This is a genomic window from Methylocystis sp. (assembly GCF_046349115.1).
Taxonomy (GTDB): domain Bacteria; phylum Pseudomonadota; class Alphaproteobacteria; order Rhizobiales; family Beijerinckiaceae; genus Methylocystis.
Window position 1 is genome coordinate 55,947 of the sequence record NZ_JAXMCX010000006.1, and the last position, 16,134, is coordinate 72,080.

16 protein-coding genes are annotated in these 16,134 nt (G+C 65.6%); 6 read left to right on the top strand and 10 right to left on the bottom strand.

Features of this window, described 5'->3' with window-relative positions:
* The 3 genes from U1E20_RS14625 to U1E20_RS14635 all read left to right on the top strand — a co-directional run bounded on the left by U1E20_RS14625 (position 1) and on the right by U1E20_RS14635 (position 4,430).
* Positions 1-714, top strand: coding sequence for an ABC transporter ATP-binding protein (locus U1E20_RS14625; RefSeq protein ID WP_409981355.1), 714 nt, complete (start codon positions 1-3; stop codon positions 712-714).
* Positions 715-868: 154 nt separating this feature from the next.
* Entirely contained in the window at positions 869-3,337 is a 2,469-nt protein-coding gene (locus U1E20_RS14630) for an FtsX-like permease family protein (RefSeq protein WP_409981356.1), read from the top strand.
* Positions 3,327-4,430: a lipocalin-like domain-containing protein gene (locus U1E20_RS14635; protein ID WP_409981357.1), complete on the top strand. Its 1,104-nt coding sequence runs from the start codon at positions 3,327-3,329 to the stop codon at positions 4,428-4,430. The genes U1E20_RS14630 and U1E20_RS14635 overlap by 11 nt, the downstream gene beginning before the upstream one ends.
* Positions 4,431-4,472: 42 nt before the next feature.
* Here U1E20_RS14635 and U1E20_RS14640 read toward each other — a convergent pair whose 3' ends face one another.
* The 8 genes from U1E20_RS14640 to U1E20_RS14675 all read right to left on the bottom strand — a co-directional run bounded on the left by U1E20_RS14640 (position 4,473) and on the right by U1E20_RS14675 (position 11,561).
* A complete protein-coding gene (locus U1E20_RS14640) occupies positions 4,473-4,916 on the bottom strand; it encodes a MarR family winged helix-turn-helix transcriptional regulator (protein ID WP_409981358.1) in 444 nt (147 codons plus the stop codon).
* Between the two features lie 172 nt (positions 4,917-5,088).
* Positions 5,089-6,423: a glycosyltransferase family 4 protein gene (locus tag U1E20_RS14645; RefSeq protein WP_409981359.1), complete on the bottom strand. Its 1,335-nt coding sequence runs from the start codon at positions 6,421-6,423 to the stop codon at positions 5,089-5,091.
* Positions 6,390-6,698 (bottom strand): hypothetical protein, encoded by a 309-nt coding sequence (locus tag U1E20_RS14650; RefSeq protein ID WP_409981360.1) that lies wholly within the window; start codon positions 6,696-6,698, stop codon positions 6,390-6,392. The genes U1E20_RS14645 and U1E20_RS14650 overlap by 34 nt, the downstream gene beginning before the upstream one ends.
* 61 nt (positions 6,699-6,759) lie before the next feature.
* The gene (hpnA, locus tag U1E20_RS14655) at positions 6,760-7,746 is read right to left on the bottom strand and encodes a hopanoid-associated sugar epimerase (protein ID WP_409981361.1); all 987 of its coding nucleotides are present in this window, start codon (positions 7,744-7,746) and stop codon (positions 6,760-6,762) included.
* Positions 7,747-7,971: 225 nt separating this feature from the next.
* Positions 7,972-8,733 (bottom strand): CDP-alcohol phosphatidyltransferase family protein, encoded by a 762-nt coding sequence (locus U1E20_RS14660; RefSeq protein WP_409981362.1) that lies wholly within the window; start codon positions 8,731-8,733, stop codon positions 7,972-7,974.
* Between the two features lie 254 nt (positions 8,734-8,987).
* Positions 8,988-10,163 (bottom strand): polysaccharide biosynthesis/export family protein, encoded by a 1,176-nt coding sequence (locus U1E20_RS14665; protein WP_409981363.1) that lies wholly within the window; start codon positions 10,161-10,163, stop codon positions 8,988-8,990.
* A gap of 186 nt (positions 10,164-10,349) precedes the next feature.
* Positions 10,350-10,778, bottom strand: coding sequence for a hypothetical protein (locus U1E20_RS14670; RefSeq protein WP_409981364.1), 429 nt, complete (start codon positions 10,776-10,778; stop codon positions 10,350-10,352).
* Between the two features lie 78 nt (positions 10,779-10,856).
* Complete coding sequence (locus U1E20_RS14675; protein ID WP_409981365.1) at positions 10,857-11,561, bottom strand: hypothetical protein; 705 nt, start codon at positions 11,559-11,561, stop codon at positions 10,857-10,859.
* 205 nt (positions 11,562-11,766) lie between these two features.
* On the opposite strand from U1E20_RS14675, the gene U1E20_RS14680 reads away from it, so the two are divergent.
* Both U1E20_RS14680 and U1E20_RS14685 read left to right on the top strand, forming a co-directional pair.
* The gene (locus U1E20_RS14680) at positions 11,767-12,516 is read left to right on the top strand and encodes an enoyl-CoA hydratase-related protein (protein ID WP_409981366.1); all 750 of its coding nucleotides are present in this window, start codon (positions 11,767-11,769) and stop codon (positions 12,514-12,516) included.
* A 119-nt stretch (positions 12,517-12,635) separates the two neighbouring features.
* Entirely contained in the window at positions 12,636-13,616 is a 981-nt protein-coding gene (locus U1E20_RS14685; protein WP_409981367.1) for a DnaJ C-terminal domain-containing protein, read from the top strand.
* 9 nt (positions 13,617-13,625) lie between these two features.
* Here U1E20_RS14685 and U1E20_RS14690 read toward each other — a convergent pair whose 3' ends face one another.
* Both U1E20_RS14690 and U1E20_RS14695 read right to left on the bottom strand, forming a co-directional pair.
* Positions 13,626-14,516 carry an anti-sigma factor family protein gene (locus U1E20_RS14690; protein WP_409981368.1) on the bottom strand — a complete coding sequence of 297 codons (891 nt, stop codon included), beginning with the start codon at positions 14,514-14,516 and terminating at the stop codon, positions 13,626-13,628.
* A 5-nt stretch (positions 14,517-14,521) separates the two neighbouring features.
* Positions 14,522-15,022: an RNA polymerase subunit sigma-70 gene (locus U1E20_RS14695; protein WP_409981369.1), complete on the bottom strand. Its 501-nt coding sequence runs from the start codon at positions 15,020-15,022 to the stop codon at positions 14,522-14,524.
* Positions 15,023-15,240: 218 nt separating this feature from the next.
* Between U1E20_RS14695 and fabI the strand changes: the two genes are divergently transcribed.
* Positions 15,241-16,101 carry an enoyl-ACP reductase FabI gene (gene fabI, locus U1E20_RS14700; protein ID WP_409981370.1) on the top strand — a complete coding sequence of 287 codons (861 nt, stop codon included), beginning with the start codon at positions 15,241-15,243 and terminating at the stop codon, positions 16,099-16,101.
* The last annotated feature ends 33 nt before the right edge of the window (positions 16,102-16,134 follow it).

Sequence of the window (16,134 nt, forward strand, 5' to 3'; positions counted from 1 at the left end):
TTGTCGATTCACCCGACGCCGCAACATCTCGAAGCCGCGCCGAAAGCTGCGCCGATATTGCGCGTCGAGGGACTGCGCAAATCCTATTCGACGCCGCAGGGCGCCATTCCGGTGCTGCGCGGCGTCGACTTCACGCTCGCCGCCGGCGCCAGCCTGGCGCTGACCGGAGAATCGGGCAGCGGCAAGAGCACGCTGCTTCACCTAGTCGGCGCGCTCGACGACGCCGATTCCGGCGTGATCATTCTCGACGGCGTCGAAGTGACGCTTCTGTCCGAACATGCTCGGGCCACTATCCGACGAGAGAAAATCGGAACCGTCTTCCAGCAGTTCAATTTGATTCCGAGCCTGACCGTCGCCGAGAACTTGGGCTTTCAGGCGCGTCTCGCCGGCCGCTACGACGCAGCGTGGCAGGAGGAGCTGACTCACCGTCTGGGCTTGGCGGAACTCTGCGCGCGCTATCCGGAAGAGCTTTCGGGCGGACAGCAGCAGCGCGTCGCGATTGGCCGCGCGCTCGCGGTGCGCCCGAAGCTTCTGCTCGCTGACGAACCCACCGGCAATCTCGACGAAGCGACGGGCGATAAGGTCATGTCGCTCGCGCTCGATCTCGTCGCCGCGACCGGCTGCGCCTTTCTGATGGCGACGCACAGCGCGCGACTCGCCGCCCGGCTGCAGCGGCGCGTGCGGCTCGACGCCGGCGTTCTGGCGGCGCGATGACACGAATTCCATTCGCTTGGATCTTGTCATTCCCGGCAGGCAGCAGGCCTGACCGGGAATCCAGGGCCACTCCAAGAACGTTGGCATTGCTCTGGATTCCCGATCGCGCTTTGCGCGTCGGGAATGACATCCGAGCCGTTCAAACGGTTGTCGTATGAGAGAGACTCTCTGGACGCTTGCCGCGCTTTTAAGCCATTGGCGGCGACGCCCGGGGAATCTCCTAACGCTTGTCGCCGGCCTCGCCATCGCGACGGCGCTGTGGAGCGGCGTGCAGGCGCTCAACGCTCAGGCGCGCATGAGCTACGACGCCGCGACGACGGCGATTTCGGGCGGCGGCGCGCGCACGCTCGTCGCCGCGCGCGGCGGGCTGTTCAATCAGGATCTCTTCGTGAAGCTGCGTCGCGCCGGCGTCGCAGTTTCACCGGTCCTCGAAGGCGCGGCGCGGATCGGCGAAAAGAACATTCGCATCATCGGCCTCGAGCCGGTGTCGCTGCCGCGTGGTTCGCCGATCGCGCATCAGCGAAAGCGCGCGGATGTGCTTGAAGATTTCTTTTCGGGCGAGGGCCGCGCCTTCGCCGCGCCGCGGACTCTGCGGCGGCTCGATCTTTCCGAAGGCGCGCGGCCGCAAACCGAGCGCGGACGCCGATTGCCGCCGCTTTCGGCGCTCACCGAAGCGCCGCCCGGCGCGATCGTCGTCGACATCGGCGTCGCCCAGAATCTGCTCGATCGACCCGGCAAAATCTCGCGTCTCATCATCGCCGATGACGGGGCGATGGATGAGGAGGGTCTGAAACGCATCGCCGGCGATGCGCTTCGGCTGGTCGCGGCGGACGACGACAGCGAGCTTTCTCGCCTCACCGACAGTTTTCATCTCAATCTCACCGCCTTTGGCTTCCTCGCTTTCCTCGTCGGCCTGTTCATCGTCCATGCCGCCTATGGCCTCGCCTTCGAGCAGCGTTTGCCGACCCTGCGCACATTGCGCGCGCTCGGCGTGGCGCCGCCGCATCTCGTCGTCGCGATGGCATGCGAGGTCGCCGTCCTGACCTTGGTCGCGGGCGGCGCGGGCGTCATCGGCGGCTATGCGATCGCGCAGGCGCTGCTGCCGGATGTCGCGCAAAGTCTCGAGAGCCTCTACGGCGCGCAGATTTCGGAAAACCTGTCGCCCGATTCGCGCTGGCTGCTCTCCGGACTCGTCATGGCTGGAGCGGGCGCCGTTCTCGCGGCGGCGAGCGGCTTTGCAAAAACCTTGCGGCTACCGCCGCTCTCGGTCGCGCGGCCGATCGCCTGGCGGGGCGAGCATCACCGCTATTTGCGCCGGCAGGCGGCGTTCGCGATCCTCGCCCTTGGCGCGGCGGCCTACGCCTATGGCTTCGGCGACGGGTTCGCATCCGGATTCGCGATCATCGGCTTTTCGCTCCTTGCCGCCGCGCTGTTCCTGCCGGTCGCGCTCGCGGGCGCCCTGGCGTTGGGCGAATCTTTTGCGCGCCGGCCGCTGGCGCGCTGGTTTTTCGCCGACGGGCGACAGGAAATTTCCGGCCTGTCGCTGGCGCTGATGGCGCTGCTCGTCGCGCTCGCCGCCAATATCGGCGTCGGCGGCATGGTCGAGGGTTTTCGCCAGACCTTCATCCGCTGGCTCGATGCGCGCCTTGCCGCCGAAATCTACTTCGAAGCGGCGACGCCCGCCGATGCGCGCGATATTGAATCATGGGCGCGCGCGCAAAAGGACATTTCGGCGATTCTGCCGCTCTGGCGCGCGAAGACGCGCATCGGCGGATGGCCAGTCGAGATCGTCGGCATGACGCCGCATGAAACCTATGCGGCGCATTTTCCCTTGTTGGAAGCGGCGCCCGACGTGTGGAGCGCTCTGCATGCCGAGGACGCCGTCCTGGTCAGCGAGCAATTGGCGCGCCGGCTCGGCGTCGGGCTCGGCGCCACGCTCGACATTCCAACCTCGACGCAGGATTGGCGCGCGCGCATCGTCGCGATCTTCCCCGATTACGGCAATCCAAAGGGCCAGCTGCGCGTCGATCACGAAAAGTTGAAGCGCTATTTCGACGACGCTTCCGGCGTGCATTACGGATTGCGCATCGCGCCCGAGGCGACGGCGCGCGTCATCGACAATATGCAACGGCGCTTCGATGGCAAGCTCGCGCGCATCATCGATCAATCCGAACTTAAATCGCTGTCGACAGAAGTCTTCGAACGCACCTTCGCCGTGACGGCGGCGTTGAACACGCTGACGCTGATCGTCTCCGGCGTCGCGCTTTTCGCGAGCCTGCTGACGCTGAGCGACATGCGGCGGGCGCGCGTCGCGCCGGTGTGGGCGCTGGGCGCGACGCGCCGCAAACTCGCGGCGCTCGAATTGATGCGGGTCTTGGCCTTCGCCGCCGTCGCCGCTCTGTTCGCGACGCCGCTCGGCCTGTTCATGACCTGGTGCCTCGTCGCCATCGTCAATGTCGCCGCCTTTGGATGGCGACTGCCGTTTCAGATGTTTCCGGCGCAATGGCTCATGGTTTTTCTCATCGCTCTATGCGCGGCGTCTCTTGCCGCGCTCGTTCCCGTTCTAAGGCTCGCGCGCGTCGCGCCGACCGAACTGCTCAAAGTCTTCTCCAATGAACGCTGATCCATCGACAAATTCGCGCGAGCGCGGTCGCTCAGGGATTTCGAGGCGATCGGCGCTGCTTCTCGCGCTCGCGTCGACCAGCGCTTTGGCGCAAGACCTGCGCGGGCTTGGGGCGAACGCGCCGGGCTTCGCCTTTCCGCAGCCGGGAACGCCGCTCGTCTTTCCCAAAGACCATGGCGCGCATCCCGATTTTCGCACCGAATGGTGGTATCTCACTGCAAATCTAACGAGCGCCGACGGCGCCTCTTACGGCGTCCAATGGACGCTGTTTCGCTTCGCGATGGCGCCGAATGCGGCGCGCGCCGGCTGGGACGACCGCAATCTATGGATGGCCCATGCCGCGGCGACGAGCGCCAGCGAACATCTCTTCGCGCAAAAATTCGCCCGCGGCGGAATCGGCCAGGCTGGCGTCGAGGCCTCGCCTTTTCGCGCTTTTATCGACGACTGGCGTCTCGAAACGCGCGACGATTCCGCCGGCGCCGGGATCGAGCGCCTGCGCGTTTCAGCCGGCGACGGAAATTTCGCCTATGCGCTCGATCTCGCCGCCACGGGGCCGATCGTTTTGCAGGGCGAGGGCGGCTACAGCCGCAAATCCGACGCCGGACAGGCCTCCTATTATTACAGCCAGCCGTTCTTTATGGCGGAGGGTTCTCTCTCCATCCATGGCCGCAAAACGCAAGTCTCCGGCCGCGCCTGGATGGATCGCGAATGGTCGAGCCAGCCGCTGGGCGTCGATCAGAAAGGCTGGGACTGGTTTGCGCTGCATTTTTGCGGCGGCGCCAGGCTGATGCTGTATCGGATGCACAGCGTCACGGCGCCTTTTCTTTTCGGCAATTGGATTGGCGTCGATGGCGCGACGTCGCCGCTCCGGCGCGAAGACATCGCCATCGAACCTTTGGAGACGATGCGCATCGCCGATCGCGACATGCCAATTCGCTGGCGTATTCGAATCGGCCGTCGCGGCGTCGATATAGAAACCCAGCCGCTTAATCCGAGAAGCTGGATGGGAACCGAACCCGCCTATTGGGAGGGACCGATCCGCTTCAGCGGTTCGCATGGGGGAGAAGGCTATCTCGAAATGACCGGCTATTAAATCTGCTCCATTCGGATGATATTGCCCGAGCGGAGCGACATCTTATGGCTCCGTGGCCGTACGAAAGAGATTCGCAAAGACTCCTTTCGATTCGCGCAGCTTCTTCAGATGCACGGCGGCGAGCTCGAACAGCCGCCGCTCGCCCGCGCGGGTGATGACGACGAGCGATCGGCGACGATCGTTCGGATCGGTCTTTCGCTTGACGAGCTTCGCCTGCGTCAGGCGCGATACGAGCTCGGCGGCGCTGTGGTCGCGGATCATCAGCTGTTCAGCGAGTTCGCCGACGCTAATGTGTTTCGCGCCTTGGTAGGTGCGAACCACCAGAAGCGCCTGATACCATTGCATGGTGACGCCATGGTCGGCGGAGACCTGTTCGCTGAACGCCAGAAATCTGCGCAGCACGTAACGAAAATTGGCGAGCGCCGCTAAGTCTTCCTCGCTTGGCGGCTTGCGCGCGGCTTCGGGAGCCGAATCCCACAGACTCACGTGAAAGTCCTTTTTCCGAATAGTCCTGTCCCGACGGCGGGTTTTGAGTATTGAAACGATGCTTGCGCCAGGCCGACCGATCAGTTGGACTACTATGGGGCGCGCCGCGAAAAAATGGAACCCGGCTTTTGCGCATTGAGCGCGCTCTACACGCTTTTGTCCGACCGCCGCTTTATAGTCGCACGATGAACTCGTCAATCTTTGCAAAGAATTCCTCTGCGCCGGCGACGGTTCCTGTGTTGCGTTCGAGCGCGGCGCGACGACGCGGAGAGTTCGGCGTGGCGTAATCGCGCACGGCCTGCAGCCATCCCAGCCCGTCGAGCGGATCGATGTAATCGATCGCGTCGCCGCCGACTTCACGGAAGGCCTCGATGTCCGAGGCGACGACCGGCGTTCCCGCGGCGAGAGCTTCCGCGACCGGCAGACCGAAGCCTTCGGCGAAGGAGGGCATCAACAGCGCCCTCGCCCCCGCGAGCAATCGGCGCAATCCCGGCGTCGACAGCCCCCCGGCCTCTATGACATGCGGACGCAGGACGACGCTGCGCTCGAGCATTTCGACGACGGCGTCATTGAGCCAGCCGCGCTTGCCGACGATGACGAGTTTTGGCGGCGCGGGATCTCTCGCCAAAGCGCGCCATGCGTTTAGCAGCGTCAAATGGTTCTTTCGCGGCTCGATCGTGCCGCAGACCACGAAATAATTGACGCCGCCGAACGCCTCGGGCGGCTCGGCAGGCGACAGGAAGCTGGGCGAAACCGGCAGCCGCGCGACGCAAATCGGAAGTTCCGGCCTTCCCTTTTCCGTTGCATATTGGCGCAGTCGCCTGGCCAGCGCCTGCGATCCGACGACGGCGCCGGCGCCATAGCGGCAAATATTGCTGACGCGCCTTGGATGCAGCAGCGCTTCCCTAGCGCGAAAAAACTCCGGCGCCTCGATCGGAAGCAGGTCGTGGACGAAGAAGACCGGCTTTACATCCGGCCGCGTCGCCAGCCAGCGCATATACCAGCTTCGATCGACGAGAAATTGCGTGACGTTGAAGTAAATCGCGTCCGCGGGCGCCTGACGCAGCGGCCGGCCGAGATGCGGGGCCCAACGGCGCATCGCCCGCCAGTTGCGCTCGAGGTACAAGAGATTCGGCGTCTTTCTCGCCCGCGTCGGCGAAGCGCCTGAAAATCCCTTTGATCCGAGCGCCTCGACGACCCTGCGATAGACGTCGTCCGCCTCGGCGTCGCCGTCTTCGCGCCACAGCGTTTCGACGCCCTCGATCGTCTCGAGCGCGAGGTCGGGATCGGCAAGCCGGGGCCCGATCGCCGTGCAAATCAGCGCTCCGCGCGCGCTATTATCGCGCGCGAGGAAATGGCGAGCGAGCGCGAAGTCGACGCGATCGATCCCGTTCGGCGCCGCATTGAGCGCGCGGGTAACGATCCGCGTCACGTCATAAATGACGGGCCGGCGCGTCGCTTCGGACGGCTGAGTCAATGTCGGCACTTCGTCTTGTCGCGACGACATCGCCAGGCCTCGATCGCATCATTGGCTTCTCGCACGGCCCGCTCCATCTCCCTTTCAAGACATTCCCGATAGCCAAACACCATTCGCCTGTAGAGCTGCACGTCTTCGTCGCAAGCGGCCATCGCCAATGCGGAGACGGACGTCTCGACGCAGGCGGGACGCGAGGGCGGCGCGCAATAGCTAAAGCCGCGAACGTCCTGCGCGGCGAGGAGCGGCTGCGTCAGGAGAACGACCGCAAGCGCCGCGCCTCGCAAGCTATTCGCCAAAGCCCGCATGGCGCCCGCTCCAATTCCAAATCACGCCGCACTGGGCGATTCCGCCGAAACGCCGCGCATTCTAGCCGCGCCGTCCGGCGAACCAGCGCACGGCGTCGGCGACGGCGTCGGCGGTCGGCCGCGTATCGTAGCCGAGGGCGCGGCGCGCCTTGGAATCGTCGAAGAACATCCGCTTCGCCGAAAGTCGCAGACTTTCGCGATTGAGAAACGGCTCCGAGCCGGAAAAGCGCGCGACAATTTCATTGGCGTAAGCGAGCGGCATGAGCGGCCAGCGCGGCAATTTCGTCCGCGGCGGCGGTCGCCCGGTGACGCGGGAAATTTCGATGAGCAGGTCCCGCAAGGTTAGATTCTCGCCGCCGAGAATATAGCGCTCGCCGATTTTGCCAACATCCAGCGCGGCGATATGGCCCTGCGCGACATCCTCTACATGAACGATATTCAGCCCGGTATCGACGAAAGCGGGCATGCCGCCGCGCATCGCTTCGCAGACGATCCTGCCGGTGGGCGTCGGTCGCACGTCGCCCGCGCCGAGCGGCGCCGACGGGCAAACAATGACCGCAGGCAGACCTTCTTCGGCGACCATTCGTTCGACCAGCCGCTCCGACCGGATTTTGCTGAGCTTATAGGCGCCGACGGCGCGTTCGGGCGAGAGCCGGTCGGATTCAGTGCAGGGCGCCGAGTCGGGATCGAGAGTCGCGACGCTGCTCGTATGGACCACGCGCGCGACGCCCGCGCGCAGAGCTTCGCGCATGACGATTTCCGTGCCGGCGACATTGACGCGCATCACCGGTTCAGGATCGGGCGCCCAGAGGCGATAATCGGCGGCAAGGTGAAAAAGCGCCGAGACGCCGACCATCGCGCGTCGGACGCTTTCGCGGTCGGTCACGTCGCCTTCGAGGACCTCGCAATCTGCGGGAATATTGTCGCGCGGGCTCGTTCGACGCACCAGCACGCGCACGCCGGCTCCTTCCGCGCGCAATCGCTTGACGACGGCCCCGCCGATGAATCCGCTTGCTCCGGTGACGAGAACCGTTCCGCTGGAAACCATGCCCATTCCTGAATCAGCGCCGGAGTTCTCGACGAGACCCCAGAACCGGTTCGCCCCCTATGCAGCGGAAGCGACGGAGCGCGTCATGTGATGAAGAACGGCGCCGCTTGGGGTTGAGTTGGGCCGTAGAATCGTCCGCGGCCGTTAGATCACGCTGCGTTTGGGCGGGATCGTCCAAATGCGGAACGGCGTGATCGATTCCAAGAGCTTCGAGCGCCTTTTTCGTCAGCCGCGCCCTAGGCCGGTGGCCGATTCCATCAGACGAGGCTCGTCGATGTCCAATATCGCCGGCTCGTCGCCCGCCGGCTCCGGCGGGAGCGATTGGATTTTTTCGCGCTCCTCGCGCTGCAGCCGCGTCAGGTCCTTGTGGATGACGAAGACGAAGCCCAGGAAGGTGAGCGTGGAAAGGCCGCCAATGACGATGTCGAGCACCGTGAAACCATAGGCCTGCGCCGTCGCGATGCTGGGTCCGAACCAGGCGGCGAAAAGCGCCCAGCACGCGACCAGAATGCGAAATTCCGTCGCGCCCATGCCGCCGTAAGAAAGTCGATGCACGCTCTCGGTCACCACTCTCAGATAGGTGTAGGAGCTCATCAGCAGGTAAAGCGAGAGCGCCAGCAGCGCGGACGCGATCGTGAAATAGGGCGACACGCCGAGGCCGACGATGATTAAAGTCTGGGCAATGAGATCCGAAGAATGATCAATGAAGTAGCCATAATGCGGGCGCTCGATCGAACGGAAGCGCGCCAAAGTGCCATCGAGCGAATCGCCAAACCAATTGAGAAAAAGACCAAACACGACGCCGATGAGAAAAATGTCGGACCAGAGGCAGGCGACGAAGCTGATCAGAGTGAGAACGGCGCCGCACAATCCTATCGCCGTCAGGTGGTCCGGGATCGCCCAGTCCGGCAGGCGCTTGACCAAAGCGAACAGCGCCGCGCGCTCCTTGACGGCTAGGAAACTCTCGTTGATCCGCTGTTTGGCCATAACAAGTCCCTCAAAAAGCGTTCAACCCGTCAATGCCCGCGCAACCCGATGACGATGCTCAAGCTTCGACCCTGTGACATATGAAGCAGGCAAAACCATGACATTTCGCGAGCTTACTCCCCATCATGATCGGATCGCGATCCATACGACCCGCCGAGTTCCGGTTTGCAGTGGCGTCAGGCGTCGCCCTCTCGACGGTCGCTAGCCGGTCCGGCGCGGCCGATTCGGATACAGCACAAGCCAACCTCTATGCCTCACTTAAGATAGCGGCTGACCAAGGCGCCCTGAACCGCCGGCTGACTGACCGTCTGAAAGAGCTGCACAACCCTGGTGATGTCGACGAGCGGCGCGTTGCTGACGTAGAGGATGTCCTTGTCGCGAATCGAGAAGCGCCGCGCCGCGAACAGGGCCGCAGGCTCGCGCAGATTGAGGTGGTAGGCGACGGGCACCGGGCCGCGTTCGAGCAGGCTCGGCGCGACATTGGGAAATTCGCGGACGAGGCTCGCCGGCTCATAGCGCAACACGAACACGCCGTCGGGGTCGGCCTGAGAATCCGTCAGGCCGCCCGCCCTGCCGATTGCTTCCTCAAGCGTGAGGCCGCGCGCGTCAAAGGGCAGGACGGCGTTCGCACCGGTCGCGCCCATGACCGTAAAGGTCGGCGGCGTGCGCTCGATGGTCAAAATGTCCCCCGCCCGGAGATAAATGTCCTCGCGAGGATTGGCGAGCAGCGCCTGAATGGGCGCTCGCGCGGTGCGGTCGCCGCGAGTCAGGGTCACGAAGGTTTCGTGAACCGGCGAACGATAGCCTCCCGCCGACGCGATCACGTCCATGACCCGGTCGCCGTGCAGGCTGAGAGGGACGCGGGCGCCATTGGCGACTTCGCCGGTCACCGTAACGGTGTTGGTGATATTGCGGGTGATATTGACGACGGCCTGAGGCTCGATCGCCTTGCCGCGAAGCCGCTCGACGATCGCGTTTTCGACTTCCTGCTGGGTGCGCCCGGCGACCTGGATACGGCCTGCGTAAGGCACGGTGACCGAACCGTCTCGTCCGACGACCTGATCCGGAATCGCCGCCGATCGGGAACCGGGGCTCATCCGATCGCCGGACGCCGAAAACAATCCGCCCGAAGCCGCCTCCCAAACCGTTATTTGGATCGAGTCGCCGACGCCGATGGTTTGACCCCCGGCCGGCCGGTAATCGCCGAAAAAGCCGCGCAATGTTGGCGGCGCCCGTCGGGCGAGGCTGGCGAGGGAGTTTTGATCGATCTCGACAAGCGCGTAGCTCGGCTCGCCGCCGGTCAGACTCGGCCTCACGTCCTCGACGATGTCCTTGCCGCTCGGACCGGCCGCGGGAAAGATCGCGCAGCCTGCGGTCGGCAATCCGAGAGCAAGTGCAAGGCAGAGCCGGAGGGGTGTGGCGATCGTCAAAGTCGCTCCAAATCGCGCCCTCGGCGCCTAGTTTCGAATCCTGCGCAGGGAGACACGCTATTGTAACTGTACAGGCGAAGGCAATATGCCGGCGTTATGGCGGAAATACCACCGATTTCTGAAGGATGCTAAAAAAATTACTAAAGCCCGTGGGGGGCTAATCCGTCCAGGAGAATCGGTCCATTTTCAATTAGTTTGGCCGTAGATCCGCAGCGACAGCGCGCGAACGCGCGCCTCGGGCAGGCGCTCGAAATCCGCCTCGCTATGGCGGACCGCTTCCGACCCGCGAAAGGCGAAAACGCCGTCGGCGGTCACCACCAGATCATTGTATCGAAGCGTCGGGTCGTCGAGGGCGCCTGCAAAGCGCGCCACCGGGAGCGCCGCGTCGATGCGCGCCGGCTGTCGCGCGCGAAACTCCGACGCGGCGCGCGCTGCGAAGGTCTGGTAGCGTTGTCTCGCCGCTTCGACTCTCAGCGCCCAGGCCGAGCGGGCGTCGGATTCGGCGGCGCTCGCGTCGGCGCCCGAAATCGCGAGGGAGCCGGCGCGCGCGCTGTCGCCCGCCCCGCCGGCGCCAAGTAGAATTCCAATAAGCGCCGTCGTCACGGTTACGCGCATGGAATAACAATGCGCGCGCCTTAATAAGGTTCCCCGCGCTCACGCCCGAAGGCGCATTTGAGCTTTCGCGAAGACTTGTTATTTTTTCTGATTGGACGCCGCGGCCGCCGAAGCGGCGGCGATGCTGCGACCGTCCTTCAATAATTTTCCGAAAAGGCCCAAAACCGCCACCAGCGCGAGGCCGATAACGGCGACGTCGATCGCCGGCAAATGGTCGTGCAGACTCTCCGGAACGCCGAGCGCTATCGCCGCGAAAGGCCAGAACGCCACGAGGATACGGAACTCCGTCACGCCCAGACCGATGTAAGCCATTTGCTGAACGTGCCGGGTGGCGGCGCGGATATAGGCGTAGGACGAAAACAGCAGGTAACAGACGAGCACCGCCGCCGCGGCGCGCAGCGTCAGGAACGGCGAGAAGCCATAGGCGATAATCAGCGTGATGTGCGAGAAGAGCTCGGCGACGTGATGCGCCATTCCCGCGCCTGGACTTTCGTCGCCGCGCGACCGCGCCAGCGGAAGATCCGCCGTGAGCCCGTACCAATTGACCGCCATCGCCGGCGGCACGACCCAGACCAATTCAGGCCATGCATCGCAGCCGACCAGCGCCGCAGCCGCGAGAGCCGCGCCGCCCGCGCCGATCAGCGACAGATGCGCCGGCGCGATCCAGCGCGGCGCGCCTTCAGCCAAGCGCTTCGTGAGCCGCTGCTCGGCCGCGTAGACGAAGCTCTGGCCGCGAGCCGGCGGATGGTCGAGATGGCGATTGGCGTCTTCGCGGAGGTTCATGACGGACATGTCCCTGCTGCTCAAAGTCGGATTGGAGCGCCGCGCTCCAGCCCCTGCAGACTTCATAACGCCGAAATCTAGCCGCTTGTAGGGCGCACGCAAGTCGCCGATGATCGTTTCGCATTCTTCCAAGGTAGAACCCACGCGACGCGCCCGCGCCGGCCGTCCGCCGCTTGTCCTCGCTCCAATCCGACGCGGAGGCTCGATGTCCGAAAAGATCATTGTTTCCAGAGATTACGGCGTCCTTCGGCTACTGATGAATCGTCCAGAAAAGAAGAACGCCCTCGACCGCGAAATGTATCGGGCGCTGATCGCGGCGCTCGACGCGGCGGCCGGCGACGACGCCGTGCGCGCCGTCGTCTTCGCCGGCGCCGGCGGAAATTTCACCTCCGGCAATGATCTTGCCGATTTTCGCGACTTCGCGGCGAGCGCCGAAACCTTTCCGGCGCTGACTTTCATTCGTGCGGCGGCGAGTTTCGACAAGCCGCTCGTCGCCGCCGTGACCGGCGACGCGGTCGGCGTCGGCGCCACCCTGCTCTTTCATTGTGACCTCGTCTATGCGAGCCCTGACGCCCGCTTCAAAATGCCGTTCATCGACCTCGCGCTGCCGCCGGAAGGCGGCGCGAGCCTCTTGGTTCCGATGCGCTTCGGCATGGCGCGGGCGTCCCAATATCTGCTGCTCGGCGAGGGCTTCGACGGCGAGGCGGCGCTGCGGCTCGGCCTCGTCAACCAGCTCGCGCCGGCTGAAGCGGCGCTCGACGTCGCGATGGCGGCGGCGCGTCGCCTGGCGGAGAAGCCGGCCGAGGCGCTTCGCGCCGCCCGTCGGCTGATGCGCGGCGACCCAAAGGAGATTCTGGCGCGGATCGACGCGGAAGCGGCGCTCTTCGCGAAAGCGCTGACCTCGCCGGAAGCCCGCGAGCGTTTTGCGGCTTTTTTCGCCTCGCGCCCGCGTTAGCCGCGCCGCGCCGCGACCTTCGCCGCTTGCGTTGCGGCCGGGCTTCTCCCAAATAGTAAGGCGGACATACGCGTCTGCGCCGCGACGGGCGGACGCTTTCATGGGCTCACTGGAAAATTATGCGCGATCCATACGACGTTCTCGGCGTGGCCAAAACGGCGAGCCCCGCCGAAATCAAGAAGGCCTATCGCCAGCTCGCCAAGAAATTCCATCCCGACCGCAACAAGGACGACGCGAAAGCCAAGGAGCGCTTCGCCGAAATCAATTCGGCCTATGAAATCGTCGGGGATGAGACGAAGAAGGCGCAATTCGACAAGGGCGAGATCGGTCCGGACGGCAAGCCCCGCTTCACCGGCTTCGAAGGTTTCGGCGCAGGCGCCGGCGCGGGTCCCGGCGGCTTCACCCGCGGCTGGCGCACGGGCGGCGGCGCGCCCGGCGGCGATCAGCATTACGAATTTCATTTCGGCAATGAAGCGCCGGGCGGGCGCGCAGGCTTCGATCCTTCCGACCTCTTCGCCGACCTCTTCGGTGCCGGCGGCCGGCGGCGCGGCGCGGCGCAGCCGACGCGCGGCGACGACGTCGTCGCCACCGCCACCGCGCCGCTCGAAACCGTCGCCCATGGCGGATCGGCGCGGGTCATTCTGCCGAGCGGGCGCACGCTCGAAGTGAAAATCCCCGCGGGAATCGAGGACGGCCAGCAGATTCGCCTGCGCGGCCAGGGCCAGCCCGGCGCCATGGGCGGCGAACCCGGCGACGCCATCGTCACCGTGAAAGTCGCGCCGCATCCCTATTTCAAGCTGGACGGCCGCGATTTGCGGCTCGACCTGCCGGTGACCGTTTATGAGGCCGCCCTCGGCGGACGCATCGAAACGCCGACCCTCGACGGCAAGGTGGAGCTGACGATTCCCCCGCACTCCAACGGCGGGCGGGTGCTGCGGCTGCGCGGCAAGGGACTGCCCGCGGCGGAGGGCAAGATCGCCGGCGATCTCTATGTTTCGTTGAAAATCATGCTGCCGGAACAGGCGTCCGGCGATCTCGACGCGCGAATGCGCGAATGGCGGGACGCCCAGCCTTACGATCCGCGCGCCAAAATGGCGTGACTGGCGTCTTTATTTCGCCTCGGGCGGCGGCGCGACGACCGCGGCCGCCGCCGCTTCCGCCGCCGCCTGCATGGCGTCCGGCGGCAAAACGCCGACGAGCACAAAGGCGAATCCGCCGGCGCGCCATTCGATGACCGAAATCGCCTGCCCGCGCTGACCCAAAGCCGCGGCGCTGGCGTCGGCGCGCTCAAAATAAAGCCCGACGCGCCCGCCGTCGTCGCGCTCATAGACGAGAAATCCAGCCGGGGCGGCGACGCCCGGCGCGACGCGTCCGCCAAGCAGCCGCAGGCCGACGGCGCTCAAATCCGGCGCGCGCGAAACGCCGACGCGCTCCTGCAGCCATGCGAGAAGCTCGCCGCGCCGGCCAGCGTCGATCTCGACAGGCCGCGCGTCCAGCGCATAAGTGGCGTAGGTCAGCCCGGCGCGCGCCGCATAGCTCGTCGCGGCCACGGTCAGCGTCGGGCGCTGCGCCGGCGGCCGGCTCGCCAGAAAGAGCAGCCCCGCAACCGCGACGGCCGCGCCGGCGAAGAGCGTGAGCAGCGTCGAGGCGAGCGCCTGGCGCCGGCGGCTGGCGCGGATGTCGTCGAGCTTACGCGCAGGCCGCGGCGCCGCGCCGGGGCGTCCCCAATGGATGGCGCCGGTTTCGATCGGGCCCTGGCCGGCGGGCGGCGCCGGCGGACGCGCCGCCGCCTCGCGCAGCGACAGCGGCGGCGGCTCCAGCGCCACCGGCTCGAAAGCGGCGCGCAGCGCCGCATTCTGGCGCCGCCAGCCCTCAACCAGCGCCGCGTCCTCTGGATGCTGCAGCAGATGGTCCTCGACCTTGCGCCGGCGTTCGGGATCGAGCTCGCCGTCGACCAGCGCATGGAGATCGGCTTCTTCGATCAGCGCCGAAGGCGTCATCGCGGCTACTTCACGACCCGCAGATGGGAGGCCGCGCGACGGCCGCCCTCGAGCGGCGCGACCGGGCGCAGCCCCTCGGCGCCGAGCGCGGCGCGGGCGCGCATCAGCCGCCCCAGCGCGATTTCTCGCGTCGCGCCGACGATTCGCGCCGCGGCGTCATAGCCGAAGCCCTCGAGCGAAACGAGCAGCAGCACCGCGCGCTCGTCGAATCCAAGACTCGCCAGCCCGTGAACGATCGGCGGATGGCGCGACGCCGGACCGGGCGCGCCCGCGAGCTTTTTTTCGGCGAGCGCGACAAGCGTCGCATAGGTTTCGATTCGCGCCTCGCCGAGATCGGCCGGCCGCAACTCGCGGGCGCGAATCCGTGCGCCGATCGATTGCAGCGCGCTGAGGAGAAGGTCGTCGGCGACTGCCTGGCCCGCGCCGGCGCAGAGCGCGCGGGCGTAGCGCCTGAGCGCCGGAGTCGCGCCGCCCAGCCCCGCGATGATATCGGACCTTCTGCCCATGCGGCGCGCTCCGCTCGCTCTTGTCGCTTGTTTGCGCGGCCAGTGACGTTTCCTATCAAATGATAGGGCAAAGCCGCGCGATTGGCTATGCTCGCCGGGAATCGCGCGCGCTTTTTCGCCGGCCCGGACGCCTTTGGGGCGAGGGTTTCCTTTGCGCCAAAACCACGCTAAACGGCGAGCGCCGTCGACGAGATTCCACGCCCAGGAAATAGACACGCATGACACAGCAAGCCGCGCCCGCCGCCCTATTCGCTGGACTGCTTAAAGGGAAAAAGGGGCTCATTCTGGGCGTCGCCAACAATCGCTCGATCGCCTGGGGCATCGCCAAAGCCTGCGCCGACGCCGGCGCCGAACTCGCGCTCACCTATCAGATCGAGGCGCTGGAAAAGCGCGTGCGTCCGCTCGCGGCGGAAATCGGCGCGCAGGTCGTCGGCCGCTGCGACGTCGCCGAGCCGGAGACGATGGACGCAGTCTTCGCCGAAATCGAGAAGCTTTGGGGCAAAATCGATTTCGTCGTGCACTGCCTCGCCTATTCCGACAAGGATCAGCTCGACGGGCGCTATGTCGAAACGACGCTGGAAAACTTCCAGATGTCGCTCAACATTTCCTGCTATTCCTTCACCGCTCTGGCGCAGCGCGCCGAAAAGCTGATGACCGACGGCGGCTCGCTCTTAACGCTCACCTATTACGGCGCCGAGAAATGGATGCCGCATTACAATGTCATGGGCGTCGCCAAAGCGGCTCTGGAAGCCTCGGTGCGCTATCTCGCCGCCGATCTCGGCGTGAAGAACATTCGCGTCAACGCGATTTCGGCCGGGCCGATCAAGACCATGGCGGCGTCCGGCATCGGCGACTTCCGCTACATCCTGCGCTGGAACGAATATAATTCGCCGCTGCGCCGCGTCGTGACGATCGAGGAAGTCGGCGAGACCGCGGTCTATCTGCTGTCGCCGCTCGCGCGCGGCGTCTCCGGCGAAGTGCTGCATGTCGACGCCGGCTATCATGTCGTCGGCATGATGAACCCCGCCGCCGCGCCGAAAATGGCCGATCTGCTGGCGCTGCTGCCGGCGGAAAAGTAGCCGCCGCGTCATGCCCGCGCTTGTCGCGGGCGT

What these genes read in the sequence shown, in the direction of transcription:
- U1E20_RS14660 (WP_409981362.1), bottom strand. Translation starts at nt 8,733, where the DNA reads ATGGCCAAACAGCGGATCAACGAGAGTTTCCTAGCCGTCAAGGAGCGC.
- U1E20_RS14695 (WP_409981369.1), bottom strand. Translation starts at nt 15,022, where the DNA reads ATGGGCAGAAGGTCCGATATCATCGCGGGGCTGGGCGGCGCGACTCCG.
- U1E20_RS14680 (WP_409981366.1), top strand. Translation starts at nt 11,767, where the DNA reads ATGTCCGAAAAGATCATTGTTTCCAGAGATTACGGCGTCCTTCGGCTA.
- U1E20_RS14630 (WP_409981356.1), top strand. Translation starts at nt 869, where the DNA reads ATGAGAGAGACTCTCTGGACGCTTGCCGCGCTTTTAAGCCATTGGCGG.
- fabI (WP_409981370.1), top strand. Translation starts at nt 15,241, where the DNA reads ATGACACAGCAAGCCGCGCCCGCCGCCCTATTCGCTGGACTGCTTAAA.
- U1E20_RS14685 (WP_409981367.1), top strand. Translation starts at nt 12,636, where the DNA reads ATGCGCGATCCATACGACGTTCTCGGCGTGGCCAAAACGGCGAGCCCC.
- U1E20_RS14675 (WP_409981365.1), bottom strand. Translation starts at nt 11,561, where the DNA reads ATGAACCTCCGCGAAGACGCCAATCGCCATCTCGACCATCCGCCGGCT.
- U1E20_RS14690 (WP_409981368.1), bottom strand. Translation starts at nt 14,516, where the DNA reads ATGACGCCTTCGGCGCTGATCGAAGAAGCCGATCTCCATGCGCTGGTC.
- U1E20_RS14635 (WP_409981357.1), top strand. Translation starts at nt 3,327, where the DNA reads ATGAACGCTGATCCATCGACAAATTCGCGCGAGCGCGGTCGCTCAGGG.
- hpnA (WP_409981361.1), bottom strand. Translation starts at nt 7,746, where the DNA reads ATGGTTTCCAGCGGAACGGTTCTCGTCACCGGAGCAAGCGGATTCATC.
- U1E20_RS14650 (WP_409981360.1), bottom strand. Translation starts at nt 6,698, where the DNA reads ATGCGGGCTTTGGCGAATAGCTTGCGAGGCGCGGCGCTTGCGGTCGTT.
- U1E20_RS14645 (WP_409981359.1), bottom strand. Translation starts at nt 6,423, where the DNA reads ATGTCGTCGCGACAAGACGAAGTGCCGACATTGACTCAGCCGTCCGAA.
- U1E20_RS14670 (WP_409981364.1), bottom strand. Translation starts at nt 10,778, where the DNA reads ATGCGCGTAACCGTGACGACGGCGCTTATTGGAATTCTACTTGGCGCC.